Origin of the sequence: Kitasatospora sp. NPDC048194, from assembly GCF_043202455.1 — a bacterium.
Taxonomy (GTDB): Bacteria; Actinomycetota; Actinomycetes; order Streptomycetales; family Streptomycetaceae; genus Kitasatospora.
In genome coordinates, this window is record NZ_JBIDAK010000001.1 from 88,594 (window position 1) to 106,015 (window position 17,422).

Annotated in this window: 22 protein-coding genes; 1 reads left to right on the forward strand and 21 read right to left on the reverse strand. The window is 68.7% G+C overall.

The features are described from left to right. Positions 1-50: 50 nt before the first annotated feature. The 4 genes from ACGF07_RS00460 to ACGF07_RS00475 form a co-directional block, all read right to left on the reverse strand. On the reverse strand, positions 51-470 hold the full coding sequence (locus ACGF07_RS00460; protein ID WP_392894201.1) for a hypothetical protein: 420 nt from the start codon (positions 468-470) through the stop codon (positions 51-53). A gap of 62 nt (positions 471-532) precedes the next feature. Next, on the reverse strand, positions 533-1,450 hold the full coding sequence (locus ACGF07_RS00465; protein ID WP_392894203.1) for a hypothetical protein: 918 nt from the start codon (positions 1,448-1,450) through the stop codon (positions 533-535). Between the two features lie 17 nt (positions 1,451-1,467). Further along, a complete protein-coding gene (locus ACGF07_RS00470) occupies positions 1,468-1,710 on the reverse strand; it encodes a hypothetical protein (RefSeq protein ID WP_392894204.1) in 243 nt (80 codons plus the stop codon). A gap of 413 nt (positions 1,711-2,123) precedes the next feature. Beyond that, positions 2,124-2,558 (reverse strand): hypothetical protein, encoded by a 435-nt coding sequence (locus ACGF07_RS00475; protein WP_392894206.1) that lies wholly within the window; start codon positions 2,556-2,558, stop codon positions 2,124-2,126. A gap of 115 nt (positions 2,559-2,673) precedes the next feature. Here ACGF07_RS00475 and ACGF07_RS00480 point away from each other — a divergent pair, with 115 nt between their 5' ends. After that, on the forward strand, positions 2,674-2,979 hold the full coding sequence (locus ACGF07_RS00480) for a hypothetical protein (RefSeq protein ID WP_392894207.1): 306 nt from the start codon (positions 2,674-2,676) through the stop codon (positions 2,977-2,979). 47 nt (positions 2,980-3,026) lie between these two features. On the opposite strand, the gene ACGF07_RS00485 is transcribed toward ACGF07_RS00480, so the two are convergent. The 17 genes from ACGF07_RS00485 to ACGF07_RS00565 all read right to left on the reverse strand — a co-directional run bounded on the left by ACGF07_RS00485 (position 3,027) and on the right by ACGF07_RS00565 (position 17,383). Continuing rightward, positions 3,027-3,245 carry a hypothetical protein gene (locus ACGF07_RS00485; RefSeq protein WP_392894208.1) on the reverse strand — a complete coding sequence of 73 codons (219 nt, stop codon included), beginning with the start codon at positions 3,243-3,245 and terminating at the stop codon, positions 3,027-3,029. Continuing rightward, positions 3,242-4,003, reverse strand: a complete 762-nt coding sequence (locus ACGF07_RS00490) for an N-acetylmuramoyl-L-alanine amidase (RefSeq protein ID WP_392894685.1) — start codon at positions 4,001-4,003, stop codon at positions 3,242-3,244. Before ACGF07_RS00490 ends, ACGF07_RS00485 begins: the two co-directional genes overlap by 4 nt. A gap of 94 nt (positions 4,004-4,097) precedes the next feature. Continuing rightward, complete coding sequence (locus ACGF07_RS00495; protein ID WP_392894210.1) at positions 4,098-4,439, reverse strand: DUF2746 domain-containing protein; 342 nt, start codon at positions 4,437-4,439, stop codon at positions 4,098-4,100. Beyond that, a complete protein-coding gene (locus tag ACGF07_RS00500; protein WP_392894212.1) occupies positions 4,429-5,700 on the reverse strand; it encodes a tail fiber domain-containing protein in 1,272 nt (423 codons plus the stop codon). The genes ACGF07_RS00495 and ACGF07_RS00500 overlap by 11 nt, the downstream gene beginning before the upstream one ends. Positions 5,701-5,763: 63 nt before the next feature. After that, positions 5,764-7,446 carry a hypothetical protein gene (locus ACGF07_RS00505; protein WP_392894214.1) on the reverse strand — a complete coding sequence of 561 codons (1,683 nt, stop codon included), beginning with the start codon at positions 7,444-7,446 and terminating at the stop codon, positions 5,764-5,766. Further along, complete coding sequence (locus ACGF07_RS00510) at positions 7,446-7,748, reverse strand: hypothetical protein (RefSeq protein WP_392894216.1); 303 nt, start codon at positions 7,746-7,748, stop codon at positions 7,446-7,448. Before ACGF07_RS00510 ends, ACGF07_RS00505 begins: the two co-directional genes overlap by 1 nt. 4 nt (positions 7,749-7,752) lie before the next feature. Beyond that, positions 7,753-8,961: a siphovirus ReqiPepy6 Gp37-like family protein gene (locus ACGF07_RS00515; protein ID WP_392894218.1), complete on the reverse strand. Its 1,209-nt coding sequence runs from the start codon at positions 8,959-8,961 to the stop codon at positions 7,753-7,755. Continuing rightward, positions 8,962-9,819 (reverse strand): phage tail family protein, encoded by an 858-nt coding sequence (locus ACGF07_RS00520; protein ID WP_392894219.1) that lies wholly within the window; start codon positions 9,817-9,819, stop codon positions 8,962-8,964. Then, complete coding sequence (locus ACGF07_RS00525) at positions 9,816-12,995, reverse strand: hypothetical protein (protein ID WP_392894221.1); 3,180 nt, start codon at positions 12,993-12,995, stop codon at positions 9,816-9,818. Before ACGF07_RS00525 ends, ACGF07_RS00520 begins: the two co-directional genes overlap by 4 nt. A 3-nt stretch (positions 12,996-12,998) precedes the next feature. Next, positions 12,999-13,271, reverse strand: a complete 273-nt coding sequence (locus ACGF07_RS00530; RefSeq protein WP_392894223.1) for a hypothetical protein — start codon at positions 13,269-13,271, stop codon at positions 12,999-13,001. Positions 13,272-13,369: 98 nt separating this feature from the next. Next, positions 13,370-13,711, reverse strand: a complete 342-nt coding sequence (locus tag ACGF07_RS00535; protein ID WP_392894225.1) for a phage tail assembly protein — start codon at positions 13,709-13,711, stop codon at positions 13,370-13,372. Positions 13,712-13,758: 47 nt separating this feature from the next. Further along, a complete protein-coding gene (locus tag ACGF07_RS00540) occupies positions 13,759-14,505 on the reverse strand; it encodes a hypothetical protein (protein ID WP_392894227.1) in 747 nt (248 codons plus the stop codon). Between the two features lie 34 nt (positions 14,506-14,539). After that, on the reverse strand, positions 14,540-15,025 hold the full coding sequence (locus ACGF07_RS00545) for a hypothetical protein (protein ID WP_392894228.1): 486 nt from the start codon (positions 15,023-15,025) through the stop codon (positions 14,540-14,542). Beyond that, a complete protein-coding gene (locus ACGF07_RS00550; protein WP_392894230.1) occupies positions 15,025-15,465 on the reverse strand; it encodes a hypothetical protein in 441 nt (146 codons plus the stop codon). Before ACGF07_RS00550 ends, ACGF07_RS00545 begins: the two co-directional genes overlap by 1 nt. Beyond that, positions 15,465-15,800: a phage head-tail adapter protein gene (locus ACGF07_RS00555; protein WP_392894232.1), complete on the reverse strand. Its 336-nt coding sequence runs from the start codon at positions 15,798-15,800 to the stop codon at positions 15,465-15,467. Before ACGF07_RS00555 ends, ACGF07_RS00550 begins: the two co-directional genes overlap by 1 nt. After that, positions 15,797-16,252 (reverse strand): hypothetical protein, encoded by a 456-nt coding sequence (locus ACGF07_RS00560; RefSeq protein ID WP_392894233.1) that lies wholly within the window; start codon positions 16,250-16,252, stop codon positions 15,797-15,799. Before ACGF07_RS00560 ends, ACGF07_RS00555 begins: the two co-directional genes overlap by 4 nt. Positions 16,253-16,321: 69 nt before the next feature. Further along, complete coding sequence (locus ACGF07_RS00565) at positions 16,322-17,383, reverse strand: hypothetical protein (protein ID WP_392894235.1); 1,062 nt, start codon at positions 17,381-17,383, stop codon at positions 16,322-16,324. Positions 17,384-17,422: the final 39 nt, after the last annotated feature.

Consider the following 17,422-nt stretch of genomic DNA (forward strand, 5'->3'; position numbering starts at 1 on the left):
GCCGACCGCGAGGGCGACCGCCACGGCCGCGACGAGGAAGCGGCGGCCCATCACGCTGCCGCCTTCAGAGCCCGGCCGCGGGCCTTCCAGGCATCCATGACAGCCTGATCGGAGAACGCAGCCTGGTTGGTTGCCCACAGCTCCTTTAGCGCGTCCGTGGTCGCGCACCGCTCGATCTGCTCCAGCAGCCCGGCGGACGGTACGGCCACCACGGGGGCCGTCGGCGTCAACGGCGACGGGATGATCCGGGCGTCCAGGCCCTTGACGACCATCGAGGTGGCCTGGGCGGCGCGAGCAGCCTCCACGACGAGGTCGCTCACCGGCAGCCCAGTTACACTCTTACCATCCATGCCGAAGAAGTCCACGATGTCTCGCTGGATCACCTCGGCGGAGCCGCGAAAGACAGCCCAGCTGTCATCGTGGCCCTTGCCGTACTTGATGGTCACGGTGATACGGCCCTCGTCGGCCACGCGCACAACCCTCTCTCGCGGGCGAAGCTGACTGCCTCGCTCTGCTAGTTACACTATCTCAATCAGGCCGCAGAAGGAAACGCGGTCAACGCACCCTTCTGCCCCCGCATCCGCCTGACGTCCAGCGCAAGGCGCGCGGCCTCCCAGCCGAGCCGAAGATCGGCCCAGTAGAGCCTGCACTCGGCCCGACCTGCGGGCAGGTGGATGATGACGCCCCAGTCCTGGCTGACCGCCGGGATCGGCGCGTAGGCGGCTGCGGCGAGGGCGGCCGGCACGGCGGACTTCTTCCAGGCAGCAAGCGCCTGCCGGTCGCGGCTGTCCACCGCGAACAGCGTGTGGTCGTATAGCTCGCCGCGCGAGTACACCGCGAGCTGAGCAGCCATCTTCACGCCGCCATACTCCACGCTGCCCGTTTTCAGGTCGCCGATGAACAGACCCTCGACATGCCCGCCGTCCGGGCCGGGACCGCTGTAGCTGAGCATCCGGTCGAAGGTGCCGCCCGCGCCCAGCTCGTCGACGACCACGAACTGCTCGACGGCCACCACGCCGAAGTCGGCGGTGGCCATCTTGTACGCCGCCATGTCGGCCAGGTCGCATGCGGGTGTGCCTGGAGGCAGCTCCTCACCCCGGTCGACGCGTTCCGAAAGGGCGTGCAGGTGGGTGCCCTTTTCCCTGCGGTCGTTCGCTCCGGCCGCCTGAACGGCATGCTCGGCGGCGCGATCCAGGGCAGCCTTCCCCTCACGGCTACCGGGGTCCAAGTCTTGCAAACCCGTCAGGAGGGAAGGTCTGCGCGCCGCGCCGACCAGGGTCATGCGCTTGCCCCACGCGGTCAGCGCGGACTTGTCCTCGATGCAGTCGATGAACGTCGTGGTGCGGGTCAGGGCCCGCGGCTTCCCGCCGGCCTTCGGTACGACGAGCGGGCGTCCATGGCCGTCTCGCGGAACCTCCTGGCTTGCCGGAAGTTTGATTAGATCTAGCACCTAGTTGCCCTCCTGGGTCACGCTGTGGCCTTCAGATACAGCCGGATCCGGCCATCGTCCAAGATCTCGGGCTCGCACTCGTCCTGGTCGAGGAGGGAGAGCCCCCAGCGCTCGGCGAAGTCGAGGACGAACTGAAGATCATCTTTTTTATGGCCGGGTTCAACCGACACATGGAAATCGAGCAAACTGCCATCAATGTGGAGCCATACACCACCATGGTTCAGCTCAGTGGCGGCACCCGCCAGGCGGCTGCGCTGCATGCGCAGAGCTCCTCTCCCCATCGCCGGGCACGCTTGTGCACGGCGCCAGCTTCTCACTCGTTCGAGTTTGTACTTTGAGTAAGGGAAAGGTCAACTCAGAGGAATGTGACGCATGGCTCGCGCGGCCTCGCGCGCCCGTGGCAGTCGGCGGCCCCGTTGGCGCGTTCGTCCGTTCCCTACGAGGGGGCGTGGCTGAAAAGTGCTCGTCCGCTGTCAGTGGTCTCTGCAAGACTGTGGTCATGGCGCTGACGTGTGGTTTTGGGGCGGCAGAGGGCTCCTGCCTGCTCTCCAGGCCGTGCTTCGCCATGCCCGATGGACCTGTATCGGCCACTGGAACGGCGCCCGTGCGCGGGCTGTTCCGGGGTAGCAGAAAGGGCCCCGAAGGGCCCTTGTTAGGCGACGCCGTTATCGACCTAATTGTCGACTTTCGGAACTCGAACGAGGTCGGTGTCGGAAGGCTCGCGCGGCACATAGAAGAACCCGTCTTCGGTGTGCGGATCGTAATACACGACGGTGTTTTCCTGCTCGCGATCCGCTTTCCAAGCGTCCAGTCGGGTCTGATCGGCCGGCTTGAGTGTCTTGCCGTCCCGGCGTCGCGCTTCGAATCGGAGCATCACCACGGGGTAAGCCCATCGGTGTTCGGGCTTGACCTCCCAGGGAATTAGGTCAGTGTTTCGTGTGAGGCGCCGCTTCAGGCCCCTGCGGTGCCGGAAGGTGGCCCACATCGAGGTAGTGGTCTGGATCTTGTACTTTTCCAGGTACTTCTCGACGATCCACTGGTAGTCCTTACCCTCTTCGATCCAGCGGATGGCCTCCTGCTCGTTCTGGACGAGAGTCTTCGCGGGCATGTGATCCCCTTCGGTCTGCGACCCCCCGCGCGACGCAGTTCCATGTCGCGCACTCAACCTCTACATTTGCATGTAAGAGTTGAACCAGTCAAGCCGTCGAGAGGTTGTGGGGGTCATGGTTGAGGTCCACGTGAAGGTTAGGGTCTGCGACAAGTGCAGGGACGTCAAGCGACCCATCCGTAGTTACACCCTTACAGAGGGCGAACGCGTGGTGGAGCGGGACCTGTGCGAGGAGCATGCGCGCCCCATCGAAGAGGCGATGGCCGGAGAGTCGTCGATCCTCCCGCAGGCCCCGGCCGACGTGGTGACCCCCAAGGTCGCCGCGGGGAAGGCGCCCGCGAAGAAGGCGACGGCGCGCCAGCGGCGGGGCCCGACCAAGACACTGACGGTCGAGGAGATTGAAGCGCTCAAGCGCACGTAGTTGAAACGAGAACAGGCCCCACCGGCGAAGCGGTGGGGCCTGTTGGGTTACTCGTCCTCGCCAGGCTCGTCCGGGGCGACCACGCCAAGCGCGGTCAGGACCTGGACGGCCAGGGCGATCTCCGGCCGGTCCGCGTACGCGACCGCGAGAGCGGACACGACCACGCCGACGAGGGCGAGGATCGCGCCGACGCGAGTCCGGTAGCGGACGGGCAGAAGGCTCAGGAAGGTGATCGGCTTGGCGCCGGGGATCTGGTGCTTGCTCATCGGCCAGCCTCCTGCTGGAGAACCGCGAAGCCGCGGGCTCCGATAGCGACGTCGTGCGTGACGCCTGCGGACTTGAACTCGGGGTGGCGGTCGTGGAATCGGGCCACTGCCGCCTGGGTGTTGGTGCCGTAGTAGTCGGTGACGGCGCCCGGGATCGGGCCGTAACCGGCCTTGATCAGGAGCTTTTGGAGCAGGCGGACCTGCGGGTGGTTGACGCCGGGCTTGACCGCCGGGTCCAGGGCCACGGTCCCGCCACCGCCGCCGGCGCCACCGCCGGGGGCGGGCATGCCGGCCTGCACCCAGGCGTACAGGCGGCCACCCGGGCACTCGGTGGCAAAGCCGTCCCGGTGGCCGTGCTTGGAAAGCTGGCGGCCGGTCTTCGCGCACGCCTCGTCGTACAGGGCCCGAGCGCTGCGGAGGGCCGCGTCCGAGGGGGCCTGGTCGCCGCCGATGGCGATCTGCACGCCGAACGCGGAGCGGTTGTGCGACGGGCAGTGCGCGCCCTGGAGGTTCCAGCCACGGCCCTCGTAGATGTTGCCGGCCTGGTCGACGACGAAGCTGTAGCCGATGCCGCTCCACCCGTTGTTCAGGTGCTCGCGCTCGATCGCCTGCGGGATCGAGTTGCCGGTGCGGGTGATCGGGGTGCCGCCGTCGTAGTGGATGTAGAACTCGGTGCGCTCGGACAGCGGGACGCTGGCGACGCCGCTGGTCCACGGCTTGGCGCCCCAGGAACCACGGGAGATGATGTTGACGCTCAGGGTGTGCCTCCAGGCATGGGAAAGCCCCCGGCGCGGTGAGCGTCAGGGGGCTGGGGGAGTGCCGCTGGCCGCCCGAAGGGGCGGGCTGCGGAAGTCAGTTGGGGTGGTTCAGGTGGGAGTCGAGGCGTTCGGCGACGGCCAGGCGCTCGGCCCGCTCGTGGGCGATCTCCCGGCGCAGGCTTGCCAGTTCCTCGCTGTGCCGTTCCTGGCCGTCCAGGACGCGGCCGAGGCCCTCGATCACCCTGTCGACGTCGTCGCGGAGGTTGGTGCCGTGGGAGTTGGCGACCTGCTCGCGGGCTTCCTGGGCGTGCTCGCGGACCTCGGCGATCGTGGCGCCTTGGCGGCGAACGAGCTCGACCAGGACGCCGACGAGTGCGGCGGTGATCGCCCCGCCGGCCGACACCATCGCGACCTGGACGGAGGGCTCAACGGTCACGCGCAAGCTCCTCGATCCGCGCCTCCAGAGCGGCGAGGCGGAGGGCCTGGTCCTGGACGACGGGCAGCAGGGCCACGCCGAGAAGGTCGTAGCGGACGCTGTCGATCTGGCCGTCCTCGTCGTGGACGACGATCTCCGGGAGGGTCTGGGCGACCTCTTCAGCGATCAGGCCGTACTCGTTCTTGCGGCCCTCGGTGACGTTGCCGTCCTCGTCGGTCGTCGGCTTGCGGTCGTAGACGCGCGGTCGTAGGGAGAGGACGTCTGCCGGGTTGATCCGGATGTCGCGGACGTTCTCCTTGAACCGGATCGAGGAGGTGTTGCGGCAGAAGTTGTGGTTTCCGTCGACCCACACCGCGTACCAGGTGCCGCCCGCAGGGGTGTAACTGTGCGGCCTGTCACTGCCGTTGGCGCGGTTGATCGTGCCCCAGGACTCCAGGTACTGGCCGTGCCAGTGGTCGGTCGGAGGGAACTGACCCGGCCTGCCGAGGATCTGGTCCCACCAGTGCTGGTGCCAGGACGGCGGGAACTCGCCCGGGACGCCGAGGAGCTGGTCCCACCAGTGCTGATGCCAGGTTGGGTTGAAGCTGCCCGGCTTGTTGACGATGTCGTTGTAGTCGACGGTATGGGTGTGGGTGCTCGGGGGGAACGTAGCCGGCTTGTTGGTGACGCTGGTCCACGAGACGACCGGTGCCAGGTCGGTCCAGGCCGCACCGTCCCAGTACTCCCACTTGCTGGTCGTGCGGTTCAGGCCGAGCTTGCCGACGCGGGGGTTCGCCGGGCGGGTCGCGGTGGTCCAGGTGCCGACCCGCGTGCCCAGAAAGGACCGGTCGTCGGTCACCGCGGACAGCGCGATGTTGGTGGCCGACGCCGCGACCGTGACCAGGCCGAGCGAGACCTCGTAGAGGTCGGTGTCGGTCTGGGTGAGCGCGGGCGCGCTGCCTCCGGGCGTGCCCTTGAGGACGGCCAGGGTGATGCTGTTGAGCGTCGGGTTGAGGCGGAGGACGACGCGGTCGGTGCGGGCTGCGGTGTCGGCCGTCGCGATGGTGAGGGCCTCGATCGCGGTCGACAGGAAGGCGTGGCCTCGCACCAGAGCAAAGCCGGGCTGGACGGAGACCTTCATGGCGGAGCCGTCGGCCGTGACCTTGAGGTCGAGGCCGGTGGCGGTGCCGGCCACGCCCGAGTCCTGGAGCTCGCGGAAGAGGCGGCTGAAGTCGGTCTCGGTCGTCGCCTGGCCGTCGAACGGGTAGGAGCTGGTTGCCACGCTGCGGGTTTCTCCCTGGAAACAGAAGAGCCCCCGCATCGGCGGAGGCTGCACGTCGGATAGTCAGGCCGCCAGCGCGGCCCAGAAGCGGTTCGAGCCGTTCTCCATGGCCCCGATCGAGATCGAGGACGGCGGCGAGGTGGCGCTGATCGTGGAGTACGAGCCGAAGCGCCGGACGGTCGTCAGGCCGAAGTAGTTCGGGGGCGCGGCTCCGCTGTTCTCCAGTTGGAGCATCATCGGCCCGTCGTTGGTCGAGGTGTTGTAGAGGTAGCGCCAGGTGACGTAATACGTGCCCGGCGACGCTGCCCATGGCGAGATCAGCGGCACGGACACGGTGACTCCGCCGGAGTTGCTCACGACCGGCGGCTTGGCGGCGCCGGAGATGTCTCCGGCTTGGGCGACCAGGTTCCCGTTCACGTCGTAGATCGCCGCCCACGACCCGGCCTGGAGGCCGCCCGCGAAACCGCAGTAGTGCCACACGATCTTGTTGATCGTGGTCGCCTGCCGGACCGCGACGGCCGTGACGCGGACGGTGCCCGAGCCGGGGTAACGGCCAGCGGAGAAGCTCACGGCCGGGTCGTAGGCCCACGAGGTCAGCCCGTGGTCGGCGGGCGTCCACTGCTCCGGGAGGTTCGCGAGAGGGATCTTGCCCGTCGCGTCGAGCGTGGCGTCGCCCGGCACGAGGATCTTGCCGTCGGCCTGGCGGACCTTCAGCACGCCGTTCTCGGAGTAGAGGATGGCCGTGCTCGCTGCGGCAGCCGGAGCCGACGCCGCGTTGCGCAGAGCCGTCGCGCCGGCCACGGTCAGCCGGGCCCCCGAAGCGAGGGAGCTCGTGCCCACGCCCAGGCTGGCCGTCGACCGCTTGCCGAAGAGCATGGACGCCTTCCAGGCGCCGGCGTCCGTCCACGCGCTCAGCTCGAAGTCCGAGCCAGCGTCAGCGCCGCTCTCGGCCGAGTTGTCGACCTGGTACTCCCACCTGGTCACGTTGTTGGTGGCGAACGACAGCGTCCGGTAAGTAGGGGTCGGGGAGTCGAACCGCACGTCGCCGCTGACCGAACCGCCGGTCTTCGGGATGGCGCCGACATCGGCCGCGGTGAGGGTGATGCTGGCCGCGCTCTTGCCGTTCACGGAGGTGATGAGGCCGTTGGCGCCCGGGTCGCCCTTCGGCCCCTGGGGCCCGGTTGCCCCGGTGGGGCCGGGGGCACCCTGCGGCCCGGTGGCACCAGCCGGGCCGGTCGCGCCGGTTGCGCCCGTCGCGCCGGTTGCGCCGGGCGGTCCCTTGAGGTTGCCGACCGGCGAGCCCCAGCCGGAGGCGCCTCGCTGGTATAGGTCATAGGTGTCGGTGCGGAGGAGCATGTCGCCCGGCTTCGTGCCCGTGCTCGACGTGGTTCCGCTGTTGAGGTAGAAGGCCGCGCCGCGAACGATGTCGCCTACCTTGGCCCAGGCGCCAGCGGCCCGCTGCCAGTGGGTGGCCGAGTTGCTGGTGACACCGAAGAGGGTCGTCGACTCGGGCTGGACGTAGAAGTCGCCGTCCGCCCCGACGGTCGGATCGGGGACTGCCGTCCCGGTAAGGATCTTGCTGCCGGGGGCCCCGGCAGGTCCCGTTGCGCCCGTGGCTCCGGTCGCGCCCTTGGCCCCGGTTGCGCCTGTCGCGCCGGCTGGACCGGCGGGCCCCTGCGGACCGGTGGCTCCGGTCGGCCCGACGACGCCGGAGTCCGCCGGGGACGGGAAGATGCTGAGTCCCATTAAGTGGCCTCCACTCCGCTGATGTGTGCGGGGGCGGCCTGTGCGTTGCCCTGCACTTCGATCTTGTCTCCGGGGTTGAGCACCTGGCTCATCTCGACGGTGAGCACGCCGTTGGGTGCGATGCCGACGTTGGCCAGCGCGTAGACGCCGCCGAGCTTGACGGCGACGCTCGCGGCCGAGCCGGTCGGGTTGGTGGCGACGATGTTCGTGACGATCGCCGAGGCCCCGGCCGGCACCGTGTAGACGGAGGTCAGGGCGGAGGGCAGTGGCCCCCGGAAGAAGTTCTTCGGCGTTGCCGCCACGTGGTCACCACACTCCCATCAGCGACATGATCTGGTTGTCCGAGCTGCCGCCTTCGGCCGTGCGCTCCAGCGCGGAGACGCGGGTCTCGGTGGTCTGGACACGTCGGGTTAGCGCGGTCCTGACGTCGAACCCGGCCGGGTCGCCGAGCAGGGCGCCGACCTTGTAGCCGTCGGCGTTGGCCTTGAGGACCATGCCGGTGACGGTGGAGACGAGCTCCTGGTCCTCGACGACGACGCCGACCTGATCGCCGAGGTACCAGTCGATACCGAACCGCATCGCGGAGTCCTCGACTGGTACGGCCTGGACCGCGACGGAGGTGAAACCTTCCTTGGCCATCACCTCGTTGCCGGCCTGCTGGAGCTCCGTCCAGTCGTTGGTGTTGCGCTGGTCGACGAACCGCTCGATCCGCCTGGCCCAGTCGGCCTCGGCCGCGATCGAGGCCGGGGTGTCCACGGCGAGGAACTGCCGCGCGGTGAGGTCGCCCTGGCCCGCGACGAGAACTCTGGTCGCGCCTGGAGGCGAGATGGCCACGCGCTGGCCGGAGAGCGTGCGGTTGCGCACGTCGAGGCGGACCTGCCGACTGCGGTCAACGATCTGGTACGTCTCGAAGACCAGGCCGCTGCCGCGCTGGACGATGCGAAAGCCCAGGCTGGCGACGACGGCGATCTCGGTCAGGAGGCTGCCGAGCACCGGGAAGCGGGCGCTCTTGGAGACGGCGGGTCCGCGGCCCAGGTTGGTGCCCATCGTCAGCCCGACTCGGCGCCTCGGGGCCGGTGCGGCCGGGCCGAGGTTGGCGTTGACGTAGGCGTGCATGACGCTCTCGGCCGGGCCCGTGCGGGTGTCGTGAGCCTGGCGCTGGCTGGCCATGTCCGGGTTGGACGGCTCGGGCAGGGCCAACATGTCCATGAGTGCGACGCTGTCGGACACGCCCTCGAAGGTGACGGTGCCCGCCGGGTCCTCCGGGGTGGAGGCGAACTCGGGCTTCACCGTCGGGCCGGAGATCAGCACGTCAGTCGGGCCGGTGACCACCAGGCCGGAGCCGGGCGTCCGCAGGACCGGGGTGAGCGGGTGCTCGGCGGCCAGACTCAGCTTCCAGGTCCCGACGTTGTTGAACGTCTCCTGGATCTCCAGGACGAGTTCCTCGGGGCGGATGATGCCCTGCCGGGCGAGGGTCTTGTCCCGGACCTCGACCGTGAGGTCACTGAGCTTCACTCAGATCACCATCCACTTCCGAGCCCGCCATGAGCAGATGACCTTCGAGTCAGCCGTGACGCCGAGGAGTTGGGCAGTCGCTGTGGACAGGCCCGGCCGGATGCTCCAGAAACGTGGGGCCGGGCCGAGGTCCGCATACCGGTTGGCTCCGGTCTGGTCGACGACCGTGCCCGTGCGGGCGTCGAGGGTGAGCACCTCACCGGCTGCGAGGGTGCCGTTCCACGTGATCGTCTCCTTGTCGGGGGAAACGGCTTGGAACGCGTGGCCGGGGCCGTGGATCTCCCACACGGGGTAGGCGACCGCGTCGCCCGTGTTCTCCAGGGTGATCGAGCCAATCGCCTGGGAGGCGGCAACCGGCAGGGACACCATGCTTGACAGGAACGAGCCGGTCTTGGTGTCGCCTCCGATCACCTGCGAGGAGGCTTCGGACGAGGTGAAGTAGGGGTCGGACGCGCGGAGGGTGACGACTGTCTGTAGGTCGCGCTCCCCGGTCGTGCCCTGCCCGTACGTCACATCGCCCCCGCCGGTGCGGACCACCTCGGTCGTCCACCGCGACCCGTCGTCGTTGACCACGGCGAGGGTGCAGGGCTCGGCCAGGACCAGGGCGAGGCGGGACAACAGCTCCGCCAGGTGCTCGCGGTCCCGGCCGACGATGTCGAGCGGCAGGTCGATCTCGCGGGACAGGACGCGCTTGCCCCGGTAGACCGAGCCGTCCCCGGCTCCCTCCAGCCACTGGACGGACACGGGCGGCAGGCCGACACCGGTCATGCCCGTCAGGGCCTGCAAGCCCGTGCCCTTCTCCTGCACCTCGTTGAGGTTCAGGACGTCCAGCGGACTCTCCAGTTGGAGTCGGATCACCAGCCCACCATCCTTGCCCGGCCAGCGGCCGTGAACAGGTCCTCTTCCGCGCTCAGGGAGCTGCCGGGAGCGGCGTAGTAGTTGAGGACCTTGGTGACGCCGCCGCCCGCCGCCGCCCCGGCGAGCCCGTTTGCTGCGGAGGCGTAGACCCCGCGCGCGGCGCGGAGTTGACCGATGGTCGGGGAGTCGAACTGGGTGCCGGCCACGTCGTCGGTCAGCCCCTTGAGGGAGTGGCGTACGGCGTCGTAACGGGACTCAAGTCCACGGATGAAGCCCTCGATCACGAGCTGGCCGGCATTGGTCAGCAGGACGCGGTCGAGGGTCTCGGGCCCCTTCCAGTCGGTGAGGCTGCTGGTCAGATCCCCGAGCTTCTTCTTCACGTCGCCGAACATCGAGCCGATACCGGCGATGAAGCCCTTGATCAGGGACTTGCCCGCCTCCAGCAGCTTGGACCCGATGTCGCCCAACGCCTCAAGAGCCTTGCCGGGCAGCTCCTTCATGAACGTGACGACCGCCGAGATGCCCTCGGAGACGGCCGTCCCCAGGCCGGTCCAGGCGTCCTTGAACAGCGTCGACACGGCTTCCCAGCCAGCCTTCGCGACGCCGCCAACGGCCTTGAGGCCCTTGCCGACCAGGCCGATGATGCCGACGTTGAGTACGACCTCGATCGCGCCGAGGATCGTGTCCCAGATGCCCTTCACGAACGAGCAGATGCCATTCCACAGATCCGACCAGCCGCGCTTGAAGGTGTCCCAGTTGCCGGTGAACAGGCCCTTGAACAGGCCCCACCAGATCTCGAAGAACCCCTTGATGAAGTTCCAGACACCGACGAAGACTTCCTTGAGACCTTCGAGCACCAGGCCGACGCCATTGATCGCGTTGACCAGGGAGTTCGCCAGGATCTCGATGACGAACTGGATGATCGGCACCAGGACCGGCATCAGGAAGTTGACGATCGCCAACAGAGCTTGAAGGAACGGCTGGATCGCCTCGGCCACCCGCGCGAATGCCTCGCCGAGCTTGGGCAGGAACTCCGCGATAACCTGCTGGAGCATCGGCAGGAGCGGAGTGATGACCGCCGTGACGATCTGGAGCAGGACTGTGACGACCGGCGTCAGCGCGGTGAGGACCGTCGAGATCAGCCCGGCCAGCACCCCCAGGATCGGCGCCAGCGCGGTGACGAGCTGCTCGACCAGCGGTGCGACCGCCGCGAGGATGACGGTGAAGACCTGGGCGATGGGCGGCAGGATCACCGACAGCGCCTGGAACGCGGCCGACAGGAGCTGGCCGACTATCGGGACGAGCTGGGTGATGATCGGCGCGAGCTGCTGGATCGCGCTGGTGAGGGCGCCGCCCAGCAGGGCGATGATCGGAGTGATCGACGGGGCGAGCGCGGTGAACGCGTTCGCGAGCGGCACCAGGGCGGCCGAGACCAGCGGCCCGAGGACGAGCATGAACTGCGCGACAACGCCCATCAGGGCGCCGAGCGCCTGGCCGAGCGGGGCCATCGCCGGAGCGAGCGCCTGGACGGCAGCCTCGATGCCGGAGAACAGCAGGGTGATGCCGCCAGTCACCGCGGGCTGAGACAGCGCCGAGGCGATGGAGCCGATGACCGTGCCCAGGATCGTGCCGACCTGCGGCAGAATCGTTTCTGCAAGCTGCGCGAGCTCGGTGAACAAGCCCTTGACTGCAGGCCCTGACCCGGAGGCCAGGTTGGCCATCGCCTCGTGGGCGGCCTTGAACGTGCCGACCAGCCCGGCCTGGAAGCCGGGGCTGTCCACGATGGCGTGGATGTGCTCCAGCGTGCCGGCCAGCATCCCCAGCGTGGAACCGCCCGCCTCCTGGGCGGCGCGACCGACACCGGCCAGGATGCCGCCGAGGTTGAACAAGACCGAGCCGAGGTCCTTGACGTTCTGGATCGCCGTCGTGATCCAGGTGGCGAGCCGACCGTCGCTTTCGGCCGCCGAGAGGAAGTCCGAGAAACGCGTCGAGATGTTGACGAACCACTGCGCCAGCGCGGGCAGGTAGCTCGTGCCGACCTTGCCCAGGGTGGCGATGATGTTCGCGAACGCCCCGGTGCCGGAGGTGGCGATGGTGATCGACCCGGCGAGGTCGGTGAACATCTGGTTCAACGCCGGGTCGAGCGCGCCCTGGAGGCCGGCGGCCAGGCCGCCGAAGAACCCGCCGATCTGGGTCGCCGTCTGGGCCAGGCCCGCGGTGAACTTCGGGAGGAGGCCGTCGACCAGCTCGCGGATCGGCTTGGCGGCCTGGTCCCAGAAGTTCTTGCTGATCGTGTCCTGGAGCCCGGACAGGGCGGACTTGACCTCCGGCAGGACCTTGTTGAAGTCCTTGAAGGCGGCGATCGTGACGCCGATGCCGACCGCCATCCCGCCGAGCAGGCCGGGCAGCAGGAGCGCGGCCGGGCCGATCTGGGCCAGCGACGCACTCAGCGCGGCGAGGTTCGACGCGGCCGACAGGCCCCATCCGGCGAGGCCGGCAATCGCCAGCGCCAGGGAGCCGATGATCGGAACGGACTTGTCCAGGTTCCGGATCATGTTGCCGAGGTCCTCGAAGATGTTCGTGAGCACCCGGGCGCCCGACAGGGCCGCGAGAGCGGCGCCGACCTTGGCTACCGAGGCGTTGTCCAGCTCGGGCAGGATCGGCACCGTGCGGGGCCGGGTGAGGACCTGGAGCCGGGCCGAGATCGCGGCGCCCGTGCCATTGGCGATGTCGAGCTTGACCTCGACCTTGAGCGGGGAGACCTTGTCCCGCCAGTGCTCAAGGTCGTGCTTGATCTTGTCGAGGTTGCCCTGGTCGAGCTCCAGCTTGACGTCACCGCTGACCTCGACATCGTCGGCCCGGAACTTGATCTTCCGGTCGCGGGCGCGGGCCTGGAGATCGCGGACCGCCTGCTGGATGGCGCGACTCATCCCGGTGGAGTCGATCGTCGTATAGAAGCGGACCTTGCGCGCGTCGGTCGTCTTGTTCTTGGCGTTGACCTCGCGGATCTGGGTGATCAGATCCCGCTGGAGTCCGGTGGCGTCGATCTTCGCGCCGACGATGACCTTGAGCTGCTTCTCGATCCGGTCGAGCTGCACTTGGGCCTTGGCCCGGAAGTCGTCGGTGTCCGGGAGGACCTTGACCGAGACGCGGCCGATCACCTGCCCTGCGGGCATGCGTCACCTCCGGGTGAACTGCTGGTAGATCCCCGCGACGGAGACGTGCTTCTTGGCCGGTGCCGTCTTGGCCTTTGCGGTGGGGCGGGGCCAGGGGGGAATCTTGGGCGCCTTGCCCTTGGCCCAGTTGCCGGTGGCCCTCGTGTTGCTGTTGATCGCGTCGAAGAGATCGGCGCTCAGGTAGCGGTCGACGCCCCAGCCGAAGAAGTCTCGGCCGCCGGAGGCGAGGGCGACGGTCAGGGAGGTGTCGGGGAGCCTCTGCGCGAGCAGGAGCACCAGAGCGGGGCTTGGCCCCCGGCCTGCGATCACGTCACCGAGGTCGATGCCGTAGTGGAACCACAGGTCGGGGTACAGCCCCTCTCCGTACTCGTCGATCAGGCGGCAGAGGCCGAGGCTTCCCCCACCTGGGTGCTCGCGCCGTAGGTCTCGAAGATCTGGGCGAGTACCGCGAGGTCGCCGCCGATCGCGGCCAGGAGTGCGTCGGCCTTCTGGCCGTTGTCGGACACCAGGCGGATGGCGTCCTCCAGGAGGACCTGCTGATCGGCGTTGTCCGCTTCGAGCTGGTCCTGGAGCTCATGGAGCTTGTCGCGGCTGGCCTTCGACAGGCGGAGCGGGTTGATCAGGTGGACGACGTCGCCGGTGCCGAGGTCGATGTCGGTCGAGGCGTACTTGGCGTCCGCAGCGGCGCGGATGTCGTCAAGGGTGTAGCTGGCCAAGGGGGTTGTGACCTCCGGGGTGAGTCAGGGAGAGGGGAGGGGGAGGATCAGGGGGCCTGGCCGGCAGTCCACGCGGTGCCGTTCCAGTACGCCTTGGAGGCGTCGCCGAGGAGGACGTGCTTGCCGGTGGTCCACGCCGTGGCCGGGCTGGCGACGACGCCGGACATGGCCGCCAGGTTGGCCGGGGTGATGGCGCCGGTCGGGGTGAAGCCGCCGGGGGTTCCGGCGGTCGCGCCGGTCGCGGGCAGGCTGGTCGCGCCGAGCGGGGTCACCGCGTACGTCCAGGCGTTGGAGCCGTAGGCCATGGGCTTCACGCCGATCGGCAGGCCGGCCAGGGACTCGGTGTCCGACAGGGACAGGTCATCGGCCCGGTAGATCTCTGCCTTTGGGGCGTAGAAGGCGAAGTGGTGGGTGCCGTCGATGAACAGGGCGAGGAACGCGGCCACGGTCGGGACTGGGTCGGTCGGGACGCCCACGCTCCCGTCGGGCAGGAGCGGCGCGTTCGAGCCGTAGAAGAGGCGCAGGCCCGCCACGTCGAACTGCTGGAGGGTCAGCGCCATCGTCTCGGTGCGAGCGCCGTACTTGGTCCGCAGGTTCTTGTTCTGCAAGGTGCCGATGACGGTGGCGTCGCCGCCTTCGCTGCTGATTCCGAAGATGTCTTCGAGGCTGGTGTGCCCGACGGTGTCCCAGGGGGAGGTGGGGGCGAGCAGGTCGGTGGGGATCGGCGTGCCGGGCGGTGCGGTCAAAAAGTTTCCGGAGCCGACGACCAGTGTGGCGTCGTCGTTGATGGGCAAGAGCGAAGCTCCTTACTCAGGGGGATGGTTGGGCTTAAGGGCGGCTCCGCGGGCGCCGGATCTCGATCTGGTATGTGGTCTCGTACCGCCAAACCCCCACCGGGAGGTCGGCGTACTGCACGGGCCCGGTCGAGGTCGCCCAGTCGGTTGCCCGGCGGGGCGCGGAGTTGATCTCCGCGCGGGTGATGTGGCCTCGGCCGGGGATGACCTTCTGGCGGAGCCATGCGTCGCGGAGCACGACGCGGACGGCTTCGGCGAGGATTGCCGCGTCCTCGTCGCCGTCGGGGTCTTCGCAGAAGGTGTGGATCGTGACGAGGGCGGAGTCCACGAAGCGGGTGTCGCCGTTCCACTCGCCGAAGGTGGGAGCGCGGCGGACGAGCACGAGGGGGAACTTCTGGTCCTTGGCGATCAGGGACTGCACCCGGATGCCGGGCAGGCCCTCGCGCAGGACGGCGAGCATCAGGTCTTCGACGGGGGAGAGTTCGGCGAGTGCCTTGATCTGGTCGGGAAGGCCGGCCACTACGGTTTGCGTCTCGCCTTCTCGTTGGGGACCTTCACGCGCGGGCGCCGCTTCTTGGGCAGGTTGGAGGCCCGGGTGAGGATGAACAGGCCCTCCATGGCTCCGACCTGGACCTCGAACTCGTTGCCGAACTTATCCTTGCGGACGGCGGTGTAGCCGGAGCGGCCGAATTCGATCGAGGCCGCGGAGTTCGCGTAGCTCTCGGTGGGGGTCTCGGGCCGGTTGGAGGTGTTCGAGTCGACGAGGATGACGTACTTGTCGACGTCGCCTTCGTCGAGCTCGATGTGCGCGATGCCCTCGGCGCGGTGGGCCATGAGGAGCTCCTCGGCCCGGACGCCGATCTCGAACGCCTTGGCCTCCAGGGCGGCCTGCACCCCTTCGTTCAGGGCGAGGGCTTTCTCGAACTTCCGGCCGCGCACGCTGGCGTAGAGGTAGGCCATCAGGGGCGCTCCCGGATGTCGATGCCCCAGTGCCGGGTGCGGCGCGATCCGTGGTGGTAGGCGGGCGGGGAGACGATGTCCCACTGCCGGCCGTCGAACTCCACGCGGGACCACAGGGTCACGTCGGTCAGGGCGGGGTCGACGAGCATGCGGACGATGTTGATCTGCTGCTGGCCGGGCACTTCGGCCTTCGAGGACCGCTGGGGGATGAAGGCTGCCCGCACCTCGTGCGGCCCGTCGCCGTCCGCGACGAGGACTTGGTTGCCGCGTTTGTCCGTGACCGTGGTGGTCTTCCAGATCCGAGCCTTCTGGCCGCGTCGGCGCTGCACGCTCACCAGGGCCCCCGATCGTCGGAGAAGAGGGGGAAGCGGTCCCCGCCGTAGCTGACGGGGACGAGGCCGCCCGCGCCGGGGCGGATCTTGGAGTCCCAGGCGCTGATGGCCACGCTGGACAGGCCGGGCTTGCGTCCGCCGAGCTCGGCCAGGAGGCGGATCTCCTCGCGGGTGAAGTAGACGGTTCCGGCGTCCCGGCCGATGTCCGACCAGGCCAGCGTCTCGTCGCCAGCGCGGGACTGGGTGTAGCCGCCGGGGTTGCGTAGGTAGCGGGCCGCGGCCTTGAGGACGAGGGTCTTCACCAGGCGGGGCGCCTTGTCGGCCGGCCAGTCCCGGCCGTACTCGGCCGCCAGGTCCGACGCGTCTACCAGCGCCGCAGCGGCGATGCGCAGTTCGTCCTCGTCGAGCTCCCAGTCGAGGCGGCCCTTGAGCTCGTCGACAGTGGCGTAGGCCATGGCGAGCCTCCTTTCGGGCAGGGCCCGACAGGGGCCAGCTCAAGCGGGCTGGCCCCTGCATTCGGGGGGTTAGACGTTGGCCGGGTCGGTCTCAGCCTTGTAGCCGGCGGGGGTCCACACCTGGGCGTCGGAGACACCGGTGATGGTGGCCAGCTCGGACGCGGCGGCCGGGTAGTCGGACTTCGCGTCGAGCTTCAGCTGGATGCCACGCACGAAGTACTCGGAGGCGCTGATCTTCTCCTTGTTGTTCGCGCCGTCCCAGCCCACGAGGACGTCGGTCACCGACCGGAAACCGGCGTAGGTGTTCACGACGGAGCGGTCCATCATGTAGGTGGGGTCGTAGTCGCGGACCCATCGGGCGGCGATTCCCTCGAACGAGGTGGTGGCGCCGTACGGGACGGACTGCGGCACCGCCGGGGCGCCGGTCACGAAGACGAAGGCGCTGGACGCGAAGGCGTACGCGGTGTCGGCCGGGATGGTCTGGTCGACGATGATGTTGAAGCCGAACCGCTGGCCCAGGGTCGCGGTGCGCAGGGCCGACTCGGCGGCGTTTTCGCCGACGTTCTGAGCGAGGTTCAGCTTGTCGTCGTTGAGCAGGGCCGACTCGAACTGCGTGCCGACCAGGAGGTAGCGGTCGCCGTCCGGCACGTTGAAGGCGTTCAGCACGCGCCGGGCCTCGATCAGCGCGCCGCGAAGGTTCTGCTGGGCGTTGCCGATGGTGACCTGGTAGGTCTGGCCGGTCAGGATGTTCACGGCCCGGCGCTGGAGACCGCGAGCCACGGCCTTGACCTGTGGGCGCAGGAGCTTGGACCAGCCGTCGAGGTCGAAATCGTACTGCTCGTCGGTGAGCTGCACCGCGGAGTAGACGTTGCCGCCGAAGGTGACGGAGATCTTCCGCTCGGCGTAGGTGTCGAACTGGATCGGGCTGGACCGGTCGTTGCGGAACGCGTAGTCCCGGAAGGGCAGGATGCCCTCGACGGTCATGTTGATGGTGTCGTTCTCGGCGCCCTTGAACTGGTCGATGCCCTCGCGCCGGAAGAGACGCGGGATGACGAGCTCCTGTTCGAGCATGCCGACCGCAGTGTTCACGAGCTTCTGCGGCTTGATGACCTGGTGCTGAGTAACGGCCACTAGGGCTTACCTCCGGGGGCATGAGAAAACCCCCGGCCG